This is a genomic window from Neobacillus citreus (assembly GCF_018343545.2).
GTDB classification, from domain to species: domain Bacteria; phylum Bacillota; class Bacilli; order Bacillales; family Cytobacillaceae; genus Neobacillus; species Neobacillus citreus.
On the sequence record NZ_JAGYPE020000050.1, the window covers coordinates 13261 to 33748 of the forward strand.

Annotated in this window: 18 protein-coding genes and 1 other RNA gene; 8 read left to right on the top strand and 11 right to left on the bottom strand. The window is 40.3% G+C overall.

Annotation, left to right across the window (positions count from 1 at the left end):
* Window positions 1-16: 16 nt before the first annotated feature.
* From KHB02_RS21805 to KHB02_RS21815, 3 genes are all read right to left on the bottom strand, one after another.
* Entirely contained in the window at window positions 17-3694 is a 3678-nt protein-coding gene (locus KHB02_RS21805) for a dynamin family protein (RefSeq protein WP_213145079.1), read from the bottom strand.
* Window positions 3695-4013: 319 nt separating this feature from the next.
* The gene (locus KHB02_RS21810) at window positions 4014-4583 is read right to left on the bottom strand and encodes an isoprenylcysteine carboxyl methyltransferase family protein (RefSeq protein WP_338088315.1); all 570 of its coding nucleotides are present in this window, start codon (window positions 4581-4583) and stop codon (window positions 4014-4016) included.
* Window positions 4580-5671 carry a type III polyketide synthase gene (locus tag KHB02_RS21815; protein ID WP_213145078.1) on the bottom strand — a complete coding sequence of 364 codons (1092 nt, stop codon included), beginning with the start codon at window positions 5669-5671 and terminating at the stop codon, window positions 4580-4582. Before KHB02_RS21815 ends, KHB02_RS21810 begins: the two co-directional genes overlap by 4 nt.
* 660 nt (window positions 5672-6331) lie before the next feature.
* Between KHB02_RS21815 and KHB02_RS21820 the strand changes: the two genes are divergently transcribed.
* From KHB02_RS21820 to KHB02_RS21830, 3 genes are read left to right on the top strand one after another with little or no spacing between them, the layout of a single operon-like run.
* Complete coding sequence (locus tag KHB02_RS21820) at window positions 6332-6481, top strand: cytochrome c oxidase subunit 2A (RefSeq protein WP_213120417.1); 150 nt, start codon at window positions 6332-6334, stop codon at window positions 6479-6481.
* A gap of 22 nt (window positions 6482-6503) precedes the next feature.
* Window positions 6504-6980: a cytochrome c oxidase subunit II gene (locus tag KHB02_RS21825; RefSeq protein ID WP_213120416.1), complete on the top strand. Its 477-nt coding sequence runs from the start codon at window positions 6504-6506 to the stop codon at window positions 6978-6980.
* The gene (locus KHB02_RS21830; protein WP_213145077.1) at window positions 6980-8635 is read left to right on the top strand and encodes a b(o/a)3-type cytochrome-c oxidase subunit 1; all 1656 of its coding nucleotides are present in this window, start codon (window positions 6980-6982) and stop codon (window positions 8633-8635) included. Before KHB02_RS21825 ends, KHB02_RS21830 begins: the two co-directional genes overlap by 1 nt.
* A 41-nt stretch (window positions 8636-8676) precedes the next feature.
* Here the strand turns inward: KHB02_RS21830 and KHB02_RS21835 are convergent, their stop codons facing one another.
* Together KHB02_RS21835 and KHB02_RS21840 are read right to left on the bottom strand one after the other, a co-directional pair.
* On the bottom strand, window positions 8677-10176 hold the full coding sequence (locus KHB02_RS21835; protein WP_213145076.1) for a carboxypeptidase M32: 1500 nt from the start codon (window positions 10174-10176) through the stop codon (window positions 8677-8679).
* 304 nt (window positions 10177-10480) lie between these two features.
* Complete coding sequence (locus KHB02_RS21840) at window positions 10481-10714, bottom strand: DUF2249 domain-containing protein (RefSeq protein ID WP_213145314.1); 234 nt, start codon at window positions 10712-10714, stop codon at window positions 10481-10483.
* Between the two features lie 118 nt (window positions 10715-10832).
* On the opposite strand from KHB02_RS21840, the gene KHB02_RS21845 reads away from it, so the two are divergent.
* A complete protein-coding gene (locus KHB02_RS21845; RefSeq protein ID WP_213120412.1) occupies window positions 10833-10982 on the top strand; it encodes a hypothetical protein in 150 nt (49 codons plus the stop codon).
* Window positions 10983-11002: 20 nt separating this feature from the next.
* Here the strand turns inward: KHB02_RS21845 and KHB02_RS21850 are convergent, their stop codons facing one another.
* Window positions 11003-13366 carry a nitric-oxide reductase large subunit gene (locus KHB02_RS21850; RefSeq protein WP_213145075.1) on the bottom strand — a complete coding sequence of 788 codons (2364 nt, stop codon included), beginning with the start codon at window positions 13364-13366 and terminating at the stop codon, window positions 11003-11005.
* 228 nt (window positions 13367-13594) lie between these two features.
* On the opposite strand from KHB02_RS21850, the gene KHB02_RS21855 reads away from it, so the two are divergent.
* The 4 genes from KHB02_RS21855 to KHB02_RS21870 are packed head-to-tail and all read left to right on the top strand — an operon-like array spanning window position 13595 to window position 15634.
* Window positions 13595-13831: a DUF2249 domain-containing protein gene (locus KHB02_RS21855; RefSeq protein ID WP_213145074.1), complete on the top strand. Its 237-nt coding sequence runs from the start codon at window positions 13595-13597 to the stop codon at window positions 13829-13831.
* Window positions 13832-13855: 24 nt separating this feature from the next.
* Window positions 13856-14062: a DUF2249 domain-containing protein gene (locus tag KHB02_RS21860; protein WP_213145073.1), complete on the top strand. Its 207-nt coding sequence runs from the start codon at window positions 13856-13858 to the stop codon at window positions 14060-14062.
* A gap of 13 nt (window positions 14063-14075) precedes the next feature.
* On the top strand, window positions 14076-15320 hold the full coding sequence (locus KHB02_RS21865) for a hypothetical protein (RefSeq protein WP_213145072.1): 1245 nt from the start codon (window positions 14076-14078) through the stop codon (window positions 15318-15320).
* A gap of 14 nt (window positions 15321-15334) precedes the next feature.
* The gene (locus KHB02_RS21870) at window positions 15335-15634 is read left to right on the top strand and encodes a metal-sulfur cluster assembly factor (RefSeq protein WP_213145071.1); all 300 of its coding nucleotides are present in this window, start codon (window positions 15335-15337) and stop codon (window positions 15632-15634) included.
* Window positions 15635-15678: 44 nt separating this feature from the next.
* Here KHB02_RS21870 and KHB02_RS21875 read toward each other — a convergent pair whose 3' ends face one another.
* From KHB02_RS21875 to KHB02_RS21895, 5 genes are all read right to left on the bottom strand, one after another.
* Window positions 15679-17604 carry an ATP-dependent DNA helicase gene (locus KHB02_RS21875; protein ID WP_213145070.1) on the bottom strand — a complete coding sequence of 642 codons (1926 nt, stop codon included), beginning with the start codon at window positions 17602-17604 and terminating at the stop codon, window positions 15679-15681.
* Window positions 17605-17651: 47 nt separating this feature from the next.
* Window positions 17652-18797, bottom strand: coding sequence for a THUMP domain-containing class I SAM-dependent RNA methyltransferase (locus KHB02_RS21880; protein WP_213145069.1), 1146 nt, complete (start codon window positions 18795-18797; stop codon window positions 17652-17654).
* Between the two features lie 158 nt (window positions 18798-18955).
* An RNA gene (gene rnpB / locus KHB02_RS21885) (RNase P RNA component class B) lies at window positions 18956-19348 on the bottom strand.
* 80 nt (window positions 19349-19428) lie between these two features.
* On the bottom strand, window positions 19429-19731 hold the full coding sequence (gene gpsB / locus KHB02_RS21890) for a cell division regulator GpsB (RefSeq protein WP_213120405.1): 303 nt from the start codon (window positions 19729-19731) through the stop codon (window positions 19429-19431).
* A 137-nt stretch (window positions 19732-19868) separates the two neighbouring features.
* Window positions 19869-20429 carry an SLOG family protein gene (locus tag KHB02_RS21895; RefSeq protein ID WP_213145068.1) on the bottom strand — a complete coding sequence of 187 codons (561 nt, stop codon included), beginning with the start codon at window positions 20427-20429 and terminating at the stop codon, window positions 19869-19871.
* Between the last annotated feature and the right edge of the window lie 59 nt (window positions 20430-20488).

The window sequence follows — 20488 nt, forward strand, 5'->3', positions numbered from 1 at the left end:
TTCTCCCCCGTTTCTCCTAATTTTCAAGCCGCTTTAGTATATCTGTTAAAATTTCGGTTGAAACTCCGCCTTCTAATGCTGCCAATAAACTTAAATAAAAATCATCGGTCTGATCCTTCATTTGCGCTAAAAGAAGCTTGAATTCATTGTTTAGATTCTTTGCATAATGGTCTTTTAAGCGACTGCCTTGATTTTGCAAATAGTCATCCGCTGGCCCATTTAATACCTGATTAAGTTCATCGCTCATCCATTTCTTTTCATTTTTCTCAAAGAAGGACCTTGGATTTTTAAAATAAGATTTTGCTTTTGCAAAAGCTTGCTGTTCCATGGTTTCAAACGCTATTGGAAAGTCTATTTCTTCTGCCGTACCTTTTTCATATGGTGAAAAGGACAGGTCTTGATTGACGTCCAGAAGTGTCCGAATTTGTGCGGCCTGATAATCCCAAAGCAGTTTTTCCATAAACCGCTCGATTCGAACCGTTGTAGCTCTCATTTCCTGAGCAAAATCAAAACCTAAGCTTTCCAAAAATTCATCAAGTGCCATTTGCAGTGCCTTCTTCAAGTTGCGGCCATCGTCCCTTAAGGTTGAAGGATTAAAGGCCTCTTTAAAGAAATCGCCAAACCGTAAGAAAACCCGTTGCTTAATATAATAAATTAATTCATCAGCCTCTTGGAACAGGCGGTTTTCCATTGATTCGACCGTTTGTTTTGCAAACAGCTCTTGAATCATATTCTTCTGTCCTTCAATATCACGGCGTTTTTGTTCTTTAACGTTCTTGTCCTCCAGCGAGCTTTTGATGAGCCGTTCTACCAATTCATGGACACGGTTCAATTCATTCTGTGCCGCTGAAATCGCCATTTCGGTTAAATCATTTGAAATAAAGTGATAAAAACTATTTTCAAACTGGCTCATCCCTGACCTGGAAACCGCTGCTGAGTCTATTTTTTCCTTTAAGGCCTCTAGGCTTGATAAAGGATATAGATGCGGATTCCGGATTCCATACTTCACCAGCTGCTCTGAAACATAGTCCACCACCGCTTCCTTTTCCTCTTCATCTTCGGCGAGGTCAATCGCATTTATAATAAAGAACATTTTGTCCATTTGGAACGATTCCTTTACCCGTCCCAATTGTATTAAAAATTCCCGGTCAGCTTTTGAAAAAGCATGGTTATAATACGTGACAAATAATATGGCATCTGAATTTTTGATATAGTCAAAGGCTACTCCTGTATGGCGGGCATTGATGGAGTCCGCCCCTGGCGTATCAACGAGCGTAATCCCTTTTCTCGTCAGTTCGCAGTCATAATAGAGTTCAATCCATTCCACGTAACAGGATTTTTCTTCTTTGGCGACAAAATCGTGAAATTCGTCTAAACTTGTAACCTTAACCGTTCCGAGCAGTTCAACAAAAGAGGCATAACCTTTAAGAAACGCCTGTAAGAAGGCATAATGAGTCTTCTCAACGATCCCTTCCTGGCTTTGCTCGTAGATGATTCCTTCAATGATTTTAGCGGCAGCCTTGAAATCGGCCGCATGTAATTCAAAGACCTTAAGCGAGCGGTTGACGTCATCGAGCATTGCTTCTCGTTCTTTAAACTTTACAAGGACAGTCCCATGCGTATATTCAGCCGTGACTGGTTTTATTTTATTAATTGCTGCTGTAGTGGGGTTTGGTGAAACCGGTAAAACCTTTTCCCCCATCAGCGCGTTGGCAAAGGACGATTTCCCTGCACTAAACGCACCGAATAAGGCTACGGTAAAGCCCTGAGTTTCAAGCCGGCCTGCTTTTTCCGCCAATTCACCTGCCAGCTTTTGAAAGCCCGGCAAACCGTTAATTAGCTTGGAAGCGTTGAGAAGCTTGTCAATGGTGCGTAGCAGACGGTCCTCTGCTTCGTTGTTCCCTTCACCCTTAGAGCCATTATTTGTTGTTTCAGCATGACTGATTTGTGCAGGTACTTGCTTGCTTTCCTTCTTCATGTCAGCCTTATGGGAATCCGGTTCCATTTCAGATTTAATTAGTTCAAATTCCTCTTCCTGCAGGTCGAAAAGTTGGTAATGGCCATCTTCAAGTCCTTGCGGATTGTTCAATAGGTTCATAAGGTTGTTTTCTTTTGCAACAATAGCCTCTTCGTATTTATCGAGCTCTGTTAAGGCTTTTACATAGCGTTCCTGTTTATTGAATTCCTTGGCAAATTGTTCGTTTAATTTTGACTCCTGTTCCTTTAGTGCATTTAGATATTTTTCTTTGAACTCAGCAAGTCGGTTTCGGGCGATCCGTTTTATTTCATTCGCCACATCTTCTGTGTAGTGAAGCAGGTATTCGCCGGATAGGCGGGCACCAGGCTTTATCGTGTTGATCAGGACATCTTTAGGAATGGTAACGACATAGCCCTGAGCGAGCCCTAGCAGGTCTCCTTGGTCCAGTTCTGTTTCCTTTAATGTACGGAGCAGGAATTCACGTAAATGCCATTCAAGCTGGGATTTTGATTTTTCAAGAATATCCTGATAAAAAATCTCCAGTCGCGCATTTTTTTCCTCTTGCGTTTTTTGCTTTGAAAAAAGAAAGCCTACTTTAAAATTAGGTTGGCATGCTTCTAGATACTTCTCTGCCATTTCCCTTGTCAGGAAAGGCATAATATAAGCATTCTTCAAAATTTGCGCTATTTCTTCATCAAATGACTTTTCCTTAACGTCCGTTCCTCCGGCAAGCCTAGTCAAGCTGTCTTTAATCTGGTGGAAGGAATTCAACAGACCCTCTTTTTCCTCCTCAGTTAATTCATTTAATAGCTCATGATATGGAAGAAGCTTTTCTTCATCCTGCTTTGCCGCCTGGTTGATATGGTCCTGGACGATTTTTTTCAACGAATGGAAAACGGACGGAATAAGCAATTGATCCTTTGCTGCCAATTTATCCGCAATAAATTTCTGTAATGCCTGAAATTCATTGCGGGGGTTCTTTTCATCCTTTAGTGAAGTATAAAAAATCCGTGCCGGTCTAACTCCCCATGAGGCGAAGGCATCAACGACACTTTTTTGAAAATCGGCAAAACTTAACTCTTCATCCTTGTGCTTATCAATTTGATTAATAACTAAATAAACCTCTTTACCTGCTTCCGCCAATTCCTTTGTGAACAGGAAATTCAACTCTGCCTGGACATGGTTATAGTCCATCACATAAAAGATTAAATCAGCTAGATGGATGGCTGACTCAGTGGCAATGCGGTGGGCATCATCTGCTGAATCAATTCCCGGTGTGTCCATTATTACGGTATTGGCAGGCAGGTTTGAGTCGCTATGGCTGATCTCGATTTCCTCGATTTTATCGCCATCCTTAGCATACCTTTTGACCATTTCATAATCATACGGCGCTAAATAAAGCCGTGGTTTCTCGTTTTTAAAAAAGACCTTGGCATAATCCTCTCCGGACTTTACCTTTACAAGGTTTGCACTTGTCGGAATTGGACTTGAGGGAAGCAGTTTTTCCCCTACGACCCGGTTGATCATGGTTGATTTGCCTGCGGAAAAATGGCCGCAAAACGCTATCGCGAATTCGCGGTTTTCTAATTTTCGAGCAAGCTGCTTAATTTTTTGCGCATTTTGAACATCGTTTTGCTCCATTAAATATTCATATATGGCAATTATTTTTTGTTTTAATGTTTGTATCGTTTCATTTTGATCGGCTATTTTGATCATTTAAACTAATTCCCCTTAAACAACATGATAATATGTTTATTTTATACGATAAATCGAACTTTTCCTATCTTGACATACTAAAAAAAAGCCAAGGAATATTCCCTGGCTTCATTTAATGCTAAATATATTTATTGGGTGACATTTTTTAAGACGTGCTTCATGACAAATGCGTAGATTAAAATGGTTCCGCCGACGAAAGCATAGGTCATATGTAACACCTTCCCTTAATCAGACTCTTAGTTGAGAATGACTTTCATTGTTAATCAAATTCTAACACAGGTGATAATCATTTTCAATACTTTGCAGATTATTGTCACAGTTATTTAACAAACTTTGGCAAGAAACGGCGGCAGTCATGAAAAACTCCGTTATATTCGCTGTAGCATTCAAGCGCCCTTTCTTCCTCGGGAATACGGATGGCAAGCACCATGATATTCAATACTGTAAATAAACAGGCAGTATAATACGCCTGAAACAGTAAAGGAATGACAAGGATTTCCACACAAACAACGAAATAATTCGGATGCTTTATAAAACGGTACGGACCTTTACGTATAACGTCTGCATTTGGAAGCACGAGTATTTTCGTGTTCCAATACCTGCCCAGTGAGGCAAGTGCCCATATCCTCAAGGCCTGGGCGAAGATAAAAGCAATAAAAATAATCAGCCATTGAGGTGATAACCCGTGATTAAAGATGAACTTTTCCATACTAAAGCTAAGTAAAAATAGTACATGCACAAGGACAATCCAGCGGTAGTGGACAATGCCAAATTCAAGTGCTCCCTTACTCTTCATCCATTTTTCATTTCTTTTTGCGAATAAAATCTCTGCTGCACGCTGAAAAATGATGAAACCCATAAAGCTAATAAATGGCAGCAAGTCCCTCAATCAAACCACCTCAATAGAAGCATTTCCGAACTGAAACCCGGTCCAAGAGCGGCACAAAGCCCATTTGACCCACGTGGAATATCCATTTCCATATATTGTTTCAACACATAAAGAATGGTAGCAGAAGACATATTTCCAAAGTTTTTTAACACTTCAAGCGAAACGTCTGTCATCGACGCAGGTATTCCAAGTGATTCAACATAGGCATCCAACACCTTTTTACCGCCAGGATGGGCAATGAAATAGTCTACTTTATCTATTTGAAGCCGGTGCTCATGTAAAAATTCTTCTGCCACTGGCTTTAGCCAATTATGTACGATTTTTGGTATATCACGAGAAAACCGGACAAACAATCCTTCATTTTTTATATCCCAGCCCATCACATCCAAAGAATCGGGGAGCAGTGCGGATTGAACCGCTAATATGGACGGATATGTGGTTTTTAAGCGAAAATCCCCGATATCGCAGGAATCACCACATATTAACGCACAGGCAACCCCGTCTGCAAAAAGAGATGTCCCGATTAAATTGCTCTTCGATAGATCATTTCGCTGAAAGGTAATACTGCAAAGTTCAACAGAAAGAACAAGGACTTTAGCTTTTGGAAAGGCCATGCAATATTCAAAGGCACGGGCAAGACCTGCAGCACCGCCTGCACAGCCCAATCCCCAGATTGGGATTCGTTTCGTGTGGAGATGAAAAGGCAGCAGGTTCATTATTCTTGCTTCTATACTTGGAGTTGCAATCCCTGTGGTGGAAATATAAAAAATGGCATCAATGTCTTCGTAAGGAATTCTTTTCTTAAGAAACTGATTGTTATCCAGACATTTTACAATTGCCTCCCTCCCAAGGGTAACGGCCGATTCGATGTAGACATTGTTCTTTTCCTCAAAGGAATGATTCTCCTGAAACCAGCCTACGGGATTAACAAAATATCTTTTCTCAATAAGTCCATTTTCAAAAGCCTTTAATAACCGCCCAATTTCTTTAAATGAACCAGAAAACAATTCCCTTGCAAACTCTGTCGCCTGCGTCTGTTTAATTTCGTATGGAGGAATAGCTTCTGCAATGGAAAGAATTGTAGGCATACATCATTCTCCTTAACCAAAGGTAAGGGTATTTTTTGCCAATTTAAAGAAAATTATTCCAGACACACAAAAAAAAACTTCCCCATTCGGAGAAGTAAACGTTTTGAAGGTTGTTGTTGTTGTGCATGTTTATTATATCTTGTAATAGTTATTCCTTCATTATATAAACTTTTCCAATTCTCTAACTTATCCTGACTCTTATTTTTCTGGTTGCTTTTGAACCTCAATTTTTATTTTATTTCCCGCCAATGTCCCGCAAACCTTACAAATTTCAATCTTATTATACAAAAGACGGCAATGTTCGCAATAATATTTCTCCAAACCAACCACTTCCAAAGAAAAAGATTTTTATTATTATCATATTTTTTTTACAGAGAATTGTGACAAAAAACGAATTGCCGATCATCCATTACGTAATCAAATTATCAATTATCTACATCACAGGCTTGGTGTGATGTTTCACACTTTAGTCACAATTACAGGTGGGTAATTGTGACTTTAATCACTGTTATACCAACTTATTAACATTACCATAGTAGATAACTAAGGAATGAACAATTTGTGAATTCTTGAATTTGATATTTTACTTTCAAAATTGTTTTGTATTATGAAAGAGAAATCATTTATTTACTTTTCATTTTCTGAAGGGAGTGTAGGGGGATGGCAAAGGCGGAACTAAAGACAAAGCACCAAACAGAGATCGAAGACAGTTCTTCTTTAAAGGGGACACTGGCGTCTGTATTCATTCTGGGGCTATTTATCATTGTTTCATGGGTTTCAGTTTACTATCTGTTCGTAGACCGTTTTTAGGGAATAAAGGGGGGAATTACATATGCATATGCATAAATTTGAAAAAATCTGGCTGACGTTTGGAATCGGCTGTCTCGTTGTCTTTTTAACAGTAGTCGGTGTCAGCGCTTTTTACCTTGGCAACAAACCAGCAAGCTGTTTAACTACAATAAATCCGGAAAAGGTTGATACCACAAAACCTTTCGATAAGCCGGGACTTCATAAGGTTGAAGGCAAAGAGTGGGATTATGAACTCGTATTTGTCGCATCTGCTTTCTCTTATAACCCAGCAAAGGTTGAGGTTCCGCTTGGAGCAAAGGTGAAAGTAATCGCTACCACCAAGGATGTTGTCCATGGCTTTGAAATGGCCGGAACCAATATCAATATGATGCTTGAACCGGGCTATGTCAGCGAGTATACAACAACCTTTGACAAAGCCGGCGAATTTCTAGTTGTTTGTAACGAATACTGTGGTACAGGGCACCATTTAATGTTCTCGAAGATTGAGGTGGTTAAATAATGGTTAACGCAGCAGCGAAAGTAAAGGTTGACCCACGTGACGCGAAGCTATCCATGGCGCATTTCTTTGTGGCTTTCGGAGCACTCGCTCTCGGCGGTCTGATGGGATTACTACAAACCCTTGTCCGTTCCGGAAAATTTGAACTGCCTTGGGGAATTGGCTACTATCAAATTTTAACAGCTCATGGTGTTTTAATGGGGCTCGTTTTAACAACATTCTTTATCATGGGATTTCAATATGCGGCTGTATCCAGAACTGCGGGAACACATTCTCCAGCGGCCAGACGCACCGGCTGGATTGGTTTCTGGTTAATGACTGCCGGTACCCTTATGTCTGGAACGATGATTCTATTAAATGAAGCATCTGTACTTTATACATTCTATGCACCACTTAAAGCACACTGGATCTTTTATTTAGGATTAACCTTTGTGGTTGTCGGCAGCTGGGTTGATGGCGCTGCACAAATTATGACCTATGCAAAATGGCGGAAAAACAACCCTGGCAAACCAAGCCCGTTGTTAAGCTTTATGGCTGTTATCAACACGGTGATGTGGATTGTGGCTACCTTAGGGGTTGCTGCAACTGTTCTATTCCAATTGCTGCCTTGGTCTTTAGGTTTAGTAGATACTGTTGATGTTCTAATCAGCCGTACGTTATTCTGGTATTTCGGTCACCCGCTAGTGTATTTCTGGCTATTGCCTGCATATATGTGCTGGTATGCAATTATCCCAAAAATTATCGGCGGAAAGATTTTCTCAGATTCATTGGCTCGTTTATCTTTTATCTTATTCTTGCTTTTCTCAATTCCGGTTGGTTTCCACCACCAGTTGACAGAACCGGGTATTGATCCAGCTTGGAAATTTATTCAGGTTATCTTAACATTCATGGTTATTATCCCGTCCTTAATGACAGCCTTCTCTCTGTTCGCAACGTTTGAGAGATATGGCCGTTCTAAAGGAGCTACTGGTTTATTTGGCTGGTTTAAAGTGCTTCCTTGGAATGATGCCCGTTTCACAGTCCCATTCATTGGTATGGCTTCATTCATTCCTGCTGGTGCCGGCGGTATCATCAATGCTTCCAACCAAATGGACCAGGTTGTCCATAATACCATTTGGGTAACAGGGCACTTTCATTTGACAGCAGCAACCTCTGTTGTACTGACATTCTTTGGAATTTCATATTGGCTTGTGCCGCACTTAACCGGCCGCAAGCTGACTAAAGCGATGAACAAATTAGGTATTATCCAAGCATGGGTATGGTTTATCGGAATGGCATTCATGTCCGGTGCAATGCACTTCCAGGGACTGCTTGGTGCACCAAGACGTTCAGCATTCTCCACTTATGGTGACTCCAAGCAGGCTCTTGAGTGGATTCCTTACCAAATTGCCCAGGCAGTTGGCGGAACGATTTTATTCCTTGGCATAATATTAGTATTAGTTATTTTTATTAATCTTGCCTTCTTTGCACCAAAAGGTGAAGAAGAATTCCCTGTCGGCGAAGCAGAAAATCTGCAGGAAAAAGCACCAATGGTATTTGAAAACTGGAAATTATGGCTTGGCATCACTGCTGCCTTAATCCTGTTCGCTTACACAATACCATTCATTGATATCATTCAAAATGCACCGCCTGGATCCAAAGGATTTAAGACGTGGTAATGGCAAAGGCTTCAATCTAAACGATTGAAGCCTTTTGGTTTTTAAAATTGATAGACCTTTCCATATTTCTCATAGAGATAATCAATCAAATACTTGGCATTTAAACCTTCACCTGTTACCTCCTGCAGGATTTCAAGCGGCTTTTTCAGTTTGCCGTGCTGATGGATGTGATTCGTAAGCCATTCTTTGATCGGAAGCAGATTCCCTTCTTCAAGAAGCTGGTCGTAATTCGGAAGGTCCTCAAGCATTTTACGCTTAAATTGGGCTGCATACATATAGCCTAAAGCGTACGAAGGAAAGTAGCCAAAGCTTCCACCTGCCCAATGAACGTCCTGAAGAACACCCTCGCCATCGTGTCCAGGGCGGATTCCCAGATATTTCTCATACATGTCGTTCCAAACTGTTGGAAGGTCGGAAACCTCTATTTCATCATTAAACAGTCCCTTTTCAATTTCGTAACGGATAATTATATGAAGCGGATAGGTAAGTTCGTCTGCTTCAATCCGAATTAAAGAAGGCTTTGACTCATTGACGGCCCGATAAAAAGCCTCAATATTCACATGATCGAATTGACCATTTGTGTATTTTTTCAGCAGGTCAAAATTCTTTTTCCAAAAAGGCAGGCTCCGGCCAAGAAGATTTTCATAGAAAAGCGATTGAGATTCATGAATCCCCATGGAGGTTCCTGTGCATAATGGTGTACCGATTAACTCTTTGGAAATATTCTGTTCGTATAAGGCATGCCCGCCTTCATGAATGGTGCCAAAAACAGCGGTCCGAAAATCCTGTTCATCATACTTTGTCGTAACGCGGACATCGCCAGGATTTAAACCAGTCGCAAAAGGGTGGACGGTTTCATCAAGCCTGCCAGCATTAAAGTCGAATCCCATTTGCGCTAAGATTTCCAAACTGAATTCCCGCTGCTTTTCCTTAGGGAATCGATGGAACAAAAAATCAGTTTTAGGTTTGTGACTGGATTCCGAAATCTGTTTTACTAACGGAACAATTTTGTCCTTCAGTTCTCCAAAAACATGATCTAAAACCTCAACCGTCAAGCCCGGTTCGTACATATCTAATAAAACGTTATATTTATTCCCTTCATAACCCCAGTACCCGATAAATCGCTTTGTCATTGCGACCAGTTTCTCTAAGTATGGCTTGAACATATTGAAGTCAGCTTTTTCTTTGGCTTCTTCCCAAACACTCTCGGCATTTGATTGAAGAATGACAAATTCTCTGTATTCTTCCGCAGGAATTTTTTTGTTTAACTCATAGTTCTTTTTGCATTCTTCAAGAATTTTTCTTGTTCTATCGGACAATACAGCTTTTGAAAGCCCAGCTATGTAGGCTGCCATCTCCTCTGATGTCGACATTTTAAATACCTCGGAGGACAGCACGCCAATCACTTCTGACCTCTGCCCCACTCCCTGTTTAGGAGCGCCTGTCCGTAAGTCCCAGTAAATTAAACCAAGGGCTTCGTGATAAGCGGTCATTTTCTTAACATACTCTAAGAATTCCTTTTCAAATTGCTCTGTATTCATTGTCTTTCCCCCTTTCTCGCTATAAATTTTAACATATTTCAGACAAATCATACGGATAAATGAAAACTCGTCGATTCGCGAGTCCGATAGGACGAAGACAGAGGCGTAGTTGAATTTATGCGTTAGGAAATTATAAATTTGAGAAAATTTATAATTTCCTATTAGCTAAAAAAACAACAGAAACGAATTTCTGTTGTAAAATAGGTTTATAGGAAAAAATAGGTTTTAACTGATAAATAAATAGAAACAAATTTTAGATTGGGTGAAGATACAAAGTCTTGTAAGAGCGCAACCTCTAAAAAAATTACTTCTTGTTAACGGCTACCTTCCAAACTTCTGGGCCTTCTTCAAGGTATTCCCAAGAAAATTGCTCTGGTCTTTCCATCATAAATTGGTAAAGCAGCGGTCTTGGATCATGGTCATTGACAATCTGCATGGTTTCACCTGATGCCAATTCATCAAATGCCTTAAAGATGGTTGGATGCTTTTCTCTTGGTGGATAATCTGGTACATTGATAACTTTTGCGTAGGTTTGCATCATTATCACTCCTTTAATTGGGTTAACTTCTCTTTTATTATAGAAAAACTTAGGTTAGGACTTAGTGAGTACCATCACAGTTGAAATATGATTTTGTTCATAAGGGAGGCAAGTCTAAATGAAAGAATTAGTTGGTTTATGTAAATGCTGTGGGAAAGAGATTTATTGTTTGGATGGATTCTTTAATGGAGTGATTACCGAGGATAAACAGTCATATTGCTTCGACTGCTACGAAGAAGTGAAAGAAGAGAAAAATCCGCAAAGCTAAAGCCTTGCGGATTTTTACTATTAATCTTCATCAATGGATAAATCTTTAACCGGAAGTCGTTCTCCCTCTTTATGCGTTGGTTTACGCAGGTTAAATAGGGCCTTAATACAGAAGAGTACCAGGATAATTACACCGATTAAGAAGATGGTATCAGGTACCGCACGCCAGGTTAAAATGGTTTGCACCAGATCCTTTTGCAGGAAGGAGGAAGCGCGGCTTGCTGCATAGCCGTGATAAAATGCCTCTTTTATTTGCATAAATCCAACTGGAAGCAAGGACAAGAAGACCATTCCTGCAAGACCAATGTTTAACAGAATGCAGCTTATCTTAAGCCATTTGTCATTCCAGGCCTCAGGCTTCACAATATTCCTTAACGAATAAAGAAGTACTGCACAGGCAAACATCCCGTAAACACCCATCATCGAAGCATGTCCATGGGTTGGTGTTAAGAATTGTCCATGTTCGAAATAGGCTACCGCTGGCAGATTAATTAAGAAACCAAGTACCCCGGCACCGACAAGGTTCCAAATCGCAACAGAAATCAAGAACCAGAACGTACCTTTGTAAGGGAAGTCGACACCGCCGTCACGCATCATTTTGTACTGCTCATAAGCTTCAAGAATTAACAATGTCAATGGAATAACTTCCAATGCAGAGAAGACTGCACCTAGACCAATCCATACTTCAGCTGAACCATTATAGTAATAATGGTGTCCGATACCGATTACGCCGCTGCCAAGAAGCAGGGTTAATTGGAAATATAATTGTCTTACCGTTGATTTCTTGGTTACGAGACCTAATTGAACTAATAAGAAACCAATAACAACGACTGCAAAAACTTCAAAAATACCTTCTACCCATAGATGGATAATCCACCAGCGCCAATAGTCGGCAAATGTAAAGCTTGTACCTGGGTTGATAAATAAGGCAAAGATATAAAAAGCCGGTACCGCAATCGCAGAGTAGAATAGTAAGTGTATCAATCCGCCTTTGTCAGACTCTTTCTTAAGCCCTGCTTTAATACCACGGAATACGATAAACAGCCAGATTAGCATTCCCACTATTAAGATAAGCTGCCAAACTCGTCCAAGCTCAATATATTCCCAACCGGTATGGCCAAACAAGAACCAGGCATTTCCCAATTTTCCATTGGCACCAAGCCACTCGCCAACCATACTTCCGCCAACAAGAACCACTAATGCCCAGAATAAAATATCAACTAAAAGACCTTGCTTTTTTGGTTCATAACCGCCAACTAACGGGGCAACATAGATTCCCATACCCAGCCATGCGGTTGCAATCCAGAAAATCGCCAGCTGCAAGTGATAGCCTTTGGAAATATTAAATGGAAGAATATCATGGATCCACTTAATTCCAAAAAAGCTGTCTGGCTCGATATAATAGTGGGCTAACAAAGCCCCAAACATACACTGAACAAAGAATAATACCGATACAACCGTAAAATACTTACCTGTTTTCACCTGTGAACTTGTTACAGGCATCTTGCGCAAATCAATACGAGGGAAGTTTCCTTCTTTATATGCTTCCTGCATACCAAATTGATAACGATAGAATAGATATAAGATGATCCCTACCATTAAAATTAGGATTGTAACGCTAGCACCGCTCCACCAAATAGCGGAAAAGGATAGATGGTTACCGGCATCTTCAAAATATGGCCAGTTATTCGTGTAAGTGATTTTGTCTCCAGGACGAACCGTACTTGAAAGCCAAGCTGTCCAGAAGAAGAAATCAGAGATTTGTTTGATTTGGTCACCTTTGTCAACATAGGCACGGTCTGTTGATGGTATATCAGAATCTTTGATTAGATTAGCTTTTAAACCCCAGCCATCGCCTTTTGTAAAAATATCCTTATAGTAAGCTCTAACTTTTTCAAGGCCATTTACTTGTGCGTCTGTCAGCTTTAATGTATCTTTACTCGCATCATAGCGATTTTTGCGCATTTCTTTAATAACTTGGTTTTTGATAATCTGCTTTTCATCTTCAGTTAATGAAGCAAATTTTTTATCATATTGCTGTTCCGCTTTAAAATCCTGCATTCCTTCTGTATAGATTTTTAAAGACTCTGCTGTATAATCCGGACCCATATAGGAACCATGTCCTAACACGGTACCGTAGTCCATTAAGCCATACTTTTGCCAGACAGCTTGTCCTCCCATAATGGATTTTTTCGTTAATATAACTTCACCTTTCGAATTGGTTACTTCCAATGGTCTTGGCGCCTGCTCTTTAAAGATCCAATAGCCGCCGCCAAGCAGAACGGTAAAGCTGATTAAGATGGTAATAATTAAAATGGATTTTAAAAGTGCGTTTTTATTTTCTTTTACCACGCTCTTCGGCTGTGTCCCCTGCTGTATTTCCATTTCCTTCATCCCTTTCTGGTTATCAATCCGAGAAGTATTGTAGTCCTAAAAAAAAGTCAAAATAGTGACTTTTATCACACATATTATTTTTTGTATACTTTTTCACAAATTTGTCACATTGAGAACTATTTTCATTAAAATCCATTGAGCTATGACGCTCATCACATATCTTAGGGGATTACACTGCTACAATGTTATTAAACAAACGATTAAAGAGGTGTTGATTTTATGGGACAAAGAAAAATTGAACTAGATGTGCGTGAGGATATAAAGAATAAACTCGAACCATTTCAAAAGATTATGGAGGCAGTAAAAGAATTAAATAATGATGGAGATGTGTTCATTCTTCATGCACCGTTTAAGCCGGTGCCACTATTTACTGTCTTAAAGGCAAAGGGCTTTACCCATGAAGAAGAAGAATTAGAGAAAAAGCATTGGAAAGTAGTTTTCACAAAGAAAAGCTAAAAGTGATTTGGAGTGTGATTTGCAATGATTTTGGATAATCGCGGCCTCGAACCGCCGCAGCCGATGATGCGAACCTTAGCCGCTTTAGAAGGGTTAGGCGAAGGGGAAGTTTTAACGATAATTAATGATAGAAGACCGATGTTTCTATATGAACAGCTTGAAGAATTAGGATATCAACAAAAAACAGAACAACAACCAGACGGAAGTTTTAAAATAGAAATCTTCCGCTAGGAAGGTGAGTCATATGCTTCCTCAGAATTTAGGAACTGAAACAAATATTAAACTACCTTTTTCATTTATACTTTTTAGTTTAATTGCCCTTGTCGCCTCACAGATTCTGCTGTTGGTAAATGGGCATATGATGACGGATGGAACTTTTCGCATACCTGCCATTTGGTCGGCAGCCCACCTCTTAATCCTAGGCTGGGCCTTAATGGTGGCGATGGGTGCAATGTACCAGCTTGTTCCGGTTGCGTTTTTGACAAAAATTTGGAATGAGAAATTTGGATTTGTTCAATTTTTCATCACCGCAGCAGGGGTTGCCTCTTTTTCGGCCATGCTCTATTTAGCACCGCAAAATGCCGTCATTCCTGGTGTCATTACGCTTATCGGAATCTTTATGTTCTTATTCCAGATGCTAATGACGCTAAGAACACAAGCAAACCCTAACATTCTTACTGCTTTTGTGGGAACGGCTTTAGTTTGCTTGTTTTTGACCATATTCTTGGGAATTACGATGATTTACAGTATGCAAACAGGCTTTCTCGGTGAACATTACCAAGCCATCTTTAAAAGCCATCTTTTATTGGGACTAACCGGTTGGTTTACTTTATTAATCTTTGGCTTTTCCTATAAGATGGTGCCGATGTTTTCTTTGGCCCATGGTTTTCCGATGGTGCAGGCACGATATGTGTACGGAATCTATGTATCCGGGCTTGTCCTTTCAATCATTTCTTTCTTTATTAACAGCAGTATTTTATTAATGATTGGATTCTTCCTGCTATTGGCCGGCTTCTCTGTTTTCAGCTGGCATATTAGTATCATCGTTAAAAAAAGGTTAAAGAAAAAGCTCGATAAACCATTTTCCTTCGCCCTTTCTGCGATTGGTTTTGGGAATGTGATTCATGCAGCGGCCTTTATGCTCCTGTTCAGCAGCAAGTTTGCCAGTCTTATTGGGCCGCTTCTATATTGCTATATACTGTTGTGGATTGTCCTAAGTATTGTCGGATATTTATATAAAATTGTTCCATTCTTGTGGTGGACCTATAAATACAGCAAAGAAATAGGAAAGGCTAAAGTTCCTTCGTTAAAGGAAATGATGAATGAAAAATTGATTGTGCCTGTCTTATCAATATTCATCGGTTCCGTACTAGTTGTCTTTTTGGCACTTTTATTAAAAACAACGATTCTCTTTAATTTGAGCCAGTTTGTTCTGTCTGTAGCGATGCTTACTATTGCAAGCAGCATTTTCAGTGTTCTAAAAAAATAATGAGGTGAGTTACCATGAATCTCGAGGAGAAAATTTTTGAAGAATTAAAAAGCGTTTATGACCCGGAGTTAGGCATCAATGTTGTAGATTTAGGGTTAATTTATAGTGTGGGGATTACAGAAGAAAATGATATTTCGATTACAATGACACTGACCACTCCTGGCTGTCCGCTTCACAATAGTATCACAAGCGGAGTCCGTTATTGTGTCGAAGGAATCGAGGAAGTAAACAAGGTTGACGTTAACCTTGTTTGGCAGCCGGCCTGGTCACCGGATAAAATGACCGAAGACGGCCGCCGCGCCCTTGGCAGATAGCAAAAAGAGGCTGACAGTTCATTGTCAGCCTCTTTTTTTATTCCTTACCCTTCAATTACTTTAGTCGGCAATACTTCTTTTATCTTTTGCAGTACATCTTGTTCTAGAGGTTCTTCCAACAGGATATGGACAGTGCCTTGATCCTGTTCACTTCTTATCAGCCGACCCACACCTTGCCGTAATCTAAGCAACATGTAAGGAAGGTCCACCTCATTAAATGGGTCAGCCATTCCTTCCTTTTTGGCCGAAAAAACGGGGTCATTCGGCGGGAAAGGCAGTGAAAAAATCAGGACATTTTCCAGTGAGCGGCCGGGGATGTCAAGACCCTCCCATAGGTGGATGGAGCAAAGCACCGAATTTTCCTCATTTTGAAACTTGGAGACTAGTGTGCTAATCTCCTCATCACCTTCATAGTAGATTGGAAACTTCTGCTCTTCTTTTAGCCGTTCCTTTAAATTCCTCATTTCATCATGATTATTTAAAAGAATAAGAGCCCGCCCTTCTGTCAAACTGACTTTCTCAATCACATAATCGATTTTTTTATTGATGGCATCTTGTTTAAAAGATGGCAGGAATACCTTCATTTTCTCGTCATAATCAAATGGGGAAGCAACCGAACAAGAAAGGTAATCATCAACCCCTAAACTGGACGCGATATAATCAAAAGATTTCTGATTGGACATGGTGGCGGATGAGAAGATATAAGGCTTTTTCTGGGAAAATACCTCTTCCCGTAAAACCTCCTCCACCATTTTCGGCATGATGACAAGGGTACGCTCACCACTGCTTTCTTCCAGCCAAGTAATTCCATTTAGCTCTTGAAGGAAGAGTGATAAGGAATATGTGATTTGCTCCAAGTATTCCTCAACAATTTTTAAATCATATTCGTTGATAACAAACATTTCACTTTCAAAGACAAGTTCCTCTTCCAATGACTGTAATATCGAAAGAAGTTTACGGCAATTTTTCATGACCAAAGGGTGCCTATGAATGATCTCTTTATCCGATCCCATTGCGGGTTGTGAAAACTGTGCTAGGCAATCGAAGAATTCATCATTATCGACAAGCGCTTGTTCTATCGTATAAAGTGTTTTTTCGCGGACATCATTTTCCATTAGTCTGGTTAAGAGTGTATCAAGCGTGTAATCTGTAAACCGGTAGCTTAGCGCCTTCTGTGCCGCATATTCAAGCAAATGCCCTTCATCAAATACCACTGATGAATGTTCCGGCAATAGCGGCAGCTGACCTTCCCGTTTCCGGGCCTCTTTTGTCCAAACATGCTCCATATAAAAATCATGGGAACAAATAATTATATCCTTTGCATGCCGATAGAATTCCCGGTGTAAGGTGAGACCACAGCGATGGCGCTTTTCACATGAGAAACAGTCCTGGAGCTTGTCCCAGCTGACAGTTTGCCATACTTCATCGGAAAGTGCTGGATAGTCTCTTCTGTCGCCGTACTTTTCAAATTGCATCATGGAACCTTCCATATGAACAAAATCAGGAAGATTCTCATAAATATCAAGAACTTCATCAGAAAAATGACTATTTCTGCCATTTTCGAGCTTTCTTAAGCATAAGTATTGATCTTGGGATTTGGCCAAGCGGACATCTATATTCAAGTTTAGAGCCTGCTCAAGCTTGGCAATATCTCCTTCCTTCTTCACCAGCTGCTCGATTAAAGTTTCATCAGCACAGGCAATCACAGCCGGCCGGTTTGTATAACGGGCATACATAATGGCATAGAGCAAATAAACGATTGTTTTGCCTGTCCCTACTCCGGCTTCAGCAAACATGACCTTTTTCTCTTTAAATGCTTTTTCAAGCTGAAAAGCCATATAGATTTGTTCATCGCGGATTTCAAACCCGGATTCCGGCAAAATGTCATAGAAGACGTCACCAATCCATTCGCCTAACTTATCATAAAATGTTTCTGTTTTCGAAACTGTAAATGGCATGCGGTTTTGCATCCTATCCCTCCAAAAAGAAAAGCGTCAAAAGACGCTAAAATTATTCCTCAATTATTGTCATTTTGCCTTGACGGCCTTTTTCCCCAGTATTGGTAATAATCTGTTTTGATAAATCCGTTGAACAGCTTTCGTTTCTTTGTGGCCGGCTTGCCGTATAGTTGTTCGAAATCCTCGTTTGAGGTCAAGATGTAAATCGACCAAGTGTCAAGCGGCCTAAAGGCTTGGCCCATTTCCCGATACATTTGCTCCACTTCGGCCTTTTCTCCCAATCTTTCTCCATATGGCGGATTGCCGATAATCACACCGTATTCCTTTTTCGTTGAAATATCTTTTACTTGCATTTGTTTAAACTGAATCAGGTCGCCAAAACCTGCTTCGAAGGCGTTTTCCTGTGCCATTTTGACCATCCGATGATCAATATCCGATCCGCTTATATCAAGCGGTGTATCGTATTTTGCCAGGTCCTCTGCCTCTGTCCTAACTTCATCCCAAACCCTGGAAGGCATCCAGTTCCAGCCCTCGGAAACAAAATCCCGATTAAAACCAGGTGCGATATTTTGGCCAATCAGGGCCGCCTCAATCGGAATCGTTCCCGACCCGCAAAAAGGATCGATAAACGGACGGTCTGGCCGCCAATTGGTCAGCATGATGAGCGCAGCTGCCATTGTTTCCTTTAACGGGGCAGCCCCTTGGTCAGCGCGGTAGCCCCGTTTATGAAGGCCGGTGCCGCTCGAATCAATCGTAATAGTGGCCGTATCCTTTAACAATGCGACTTCGATTCGGTATAAAGCACCATTCTCATCAAACCATGTTTTTTTATACTTCTGTTTCAATCGTTCCACAATGGCCTTTTTTACGATGGCCTGACAATCAGATATACTAAATAGCTTCGATTTCACAGATTTTCCAAGCACCGGAAATTCAGCATCCTCCGGTAAAAACTGCTCCCAGGGAAGCGCCTTTGTTTTTTCAAATAATTCATCGAAAGTATACGCCTTGAATTCACCGACTATAATCTTAATCCTGTCTGCTGTGCGGAGCCATAAATTGCTCCTGGCGATGGCATATTCATCCCCGCTGAAGATTACCTTTCCATTATCCACCTGACAGTCGTAGCCAAGCGCCCGGACCTCCTGAGCGACAAGCGCCTCCAAACCCATGGCTGCGGTTGCTATAATTTGATATTTTCCCATTCTTTCACCCTTAATCGTTTATGTATCAAATAATTGTAAAGTTTGATTTCCCAATATCATTATGGTCTAAAAACAAGCTTCGGATTCAGTTAACAAATAAAAAGCCCTCCCGTTTAAGGAGAGCTGTTCATTTCCATCAAAACTATCCATTAATAACGTTCTATAAGCCATGTTCTGTGCCTCCGTACTGCAAACGACTTACAAGTCTCGTACTGAGGCGGTAATCATCTATCTACAGATTCACGTGGAACCTGTCCTTCTCCTCGTTGATTTCCGATAGAGAAAGTGCCCCTACCATAATTTGGGTTTCTCGCTCGTGGGGTTTACCCGTTCCACCCTCCTCATTTCTAAGGAGGTAATCGTCACTGTGGCACTTTTAAAGGTACTCCTACCATATCCAAAGGACTTAGGTATTTTCCCAGCCGTCAACCGAATGAGCTACCCGGCTGCCCTAGCTTATGAATTCGCTAGGCACGAACACTACGAGCATCTCAGCTCGTGCGAGCATGGACTTTCCTCTGCAAGAAGACTTGCAGCGATTACCCGAACGTCATTAACGTTACATTGTCTATTATATGTATATCGTTCAGCATTATCAATGGTTATTCAAAGGAAATGAGGGTATTATTTGTTATTCGTAAAGCTTGCTGCCGAATACATGCTTTTCAAGATTAGACAGGCGCTTTAAAATATCAAAATTGGTTGTCCCAGCAGGCTGTGCAGCAGGTTGCCTTTTTGCTGTATCTTCCAGCTGTTTGCGAAGCCTTAGATTTTCTTGCTGAAGATCTTCTATTTCCTGATGGAAAGTACCATAATCTTTAATAATCAAATCCAAAAACTTATCAACATCTTCTTGTCTATAACCACGTACGCCAGTTTTGAACTCTTTTTCCAAAATATCCTTTGCAGTTAGTTTCACTTTATCTGACAGCATTCCAATCACCTCAAGTTTAGCCAATCATTACCTATTATTTTTTCAAATATAAGCGGTTTTGTCAATTTTCAATTACAGTAAAGTAATTCAGCAGACATTATATTATATTTAGTATATTCTAAAATATTCGAGCAGGATTAAAAATCAGACTGTTTAAGCTGTTCTTCTTCGACAATCATCTGCAAATCATAAAAGGTAATCAGCTCAATCGAATAGGGATGATTTTTTTGATAATCAACAGCTAGTTCGTACAAATATTTTGGGCTTCCTTCCTTTTCCTGATCAAACAAGAGCAGAAGGCCATCACTCTTTTCAATAAAAAATTGATTTTTCAATCGGAATTGCCACGGTTTTTCATAGCCCTTTTTCGTAACTGAATCAATAAAATCCGCTTGCATGAGAACAGATTCGTACCATTCCTTATTGTTTTCATTCCAAGATGCTTCTTGATTTAAAAAAGGAGTGATAACGGCTAGCTTCAAATCTGGAAATTCCCCCTGCAGGTCAAAAACAGTTTCAGCTGCCCAAAGCTCCACTCCTAACTGTCCGCTGATCAGTACCCATTCCAGTCCATCTTCAAGCATGGGTACCAGTGATTTTTTGATAGCCGCTTTTATAAAATTTGCCGATGGATGATCTTTTTTAAAAATTCCTAATTCAAATGGTTTATATCCGGAAATGGCTAATACCTTAAGCAAGAATATTCTCCTCAAATGAAAAAATTTTTTAAAAGGGACAAACATTTTATTACCATTAG

Excerpts from the sequence above, each read along its gene's own strand:
- KHB02_RS21805 (WP_213145079.1), bottom strand. The coding sequence starts at position 3,694 with ATGATCAAAATAGCCGATCAAAATGAAACGATACAAACATTAAAACAA.
- KHB02_RS21815 (WP_213145078.1), bottom strand. The coding sequence starts at position 5,671 with ATGCCTACAATTCTTTCCATTGCAGAAGCTATTCCTCCATACGAAATT.
- KHB02_RS21820 (WP_213120417.1), top strand. The coding sequence starts at position 6,332 with ATGGCAAAGGCGGAACTAAAGACAAAGCACCAAACAGAGATCGAAGAC.
- KHB02_RS21825 (WP_213120416.1), top strand. The coding sequence starts at position 6,504 with ATGCATATGCATAAATTTGAAAAAATCTGGCTGACGTTTGGAATCGGC.
- KHB02_RS21830 (WP_213145077.1), top strand. The coding sequence starts at position 6,980 with ATGGTTAACGCAGCAGCGAAAGTAAAGGTTGACCCACGTGACGCGAAG.
- KHB02_RS21835 (WP_213145076.1), bottom strand. The coding sequence starts at position 10,176 with ATGAATACAGAGCAATTTGAAAAGGAATTCTTAGAGTATGTTAAGAAA.
- KHB02_RS21840 (WP_213145314.1), bottom strand. The coding sequence starts at position 10,714 with ATGCAAACCTACGCAAAAGTTATCAATGTACCAGATTATCCACCAAGA.
- KHB02_RS21845 (WP_213120412.1), top strand. The coding sequence starts at position 10,833 with ATGAAAGAATTAGTTGGTTTATGTAAATGCTGTGGGAAAGAGATTTAT.
- KHB02_RS21850 (WP_213145075.1), bottom strand. The coding sequence starts at position 13,366 with ATGGAAATACAGCAGGGGACACAGCCGAAGAGCGTGGTAAAAGAAAAT.
- KHB02_RS21855 (WP_213145074.1), top strand. The coding sequence starts at position 13,595 with ATGGGACAAAGAAAAATTGAACTAGATGTGCGTGAGGATATAAAGAAT.
- KHB02_RS21860 (WP_213145073.1), top strand. The coding sequence starts at position 13,856 with ATGATTTTGGATAATCGCGGCCTCGAACCGCCGCAGCCGATGATGCGA.
- KHB02_RS21865 (WP_213145072.1), top strand. The coding sequence starts at position 14,076 with ATGCTTCCTCAGAATTTAGGAACTGAAACAAATATTAAACTACCTTTT.
- KHB02_RS21870 (WP_213145071.1), top strand. The coding sequence starts at position 15,335 with ATGAATCTCGAGGAGAAAATTTTTGAAGAATTAAAAAGCGTTTATGAC.
- KHB02_RS21875 (WP_213145070.1), bottom strand. The coding sequence starts at position 17,604 with ATGCAAAACCGCATGCCATTTACAGTTTCGAAAACAGAAACATTTTAT.
- KHB02_RS21880 (WP_213145069.1), bottom strand. The coding sequence starts at position 18,797 with ATGGGAAAATATCAAATTATAGCAACCGCAGCCATGGGTTTGGAGGCG.
- gpsB (WP_213120405.1), bottom strand. The coding sequence starts at position 19,731 with ATGCTGTCAGATAAAGTGAAACTAACTGCAAAGGATATTTTGGAAAAA.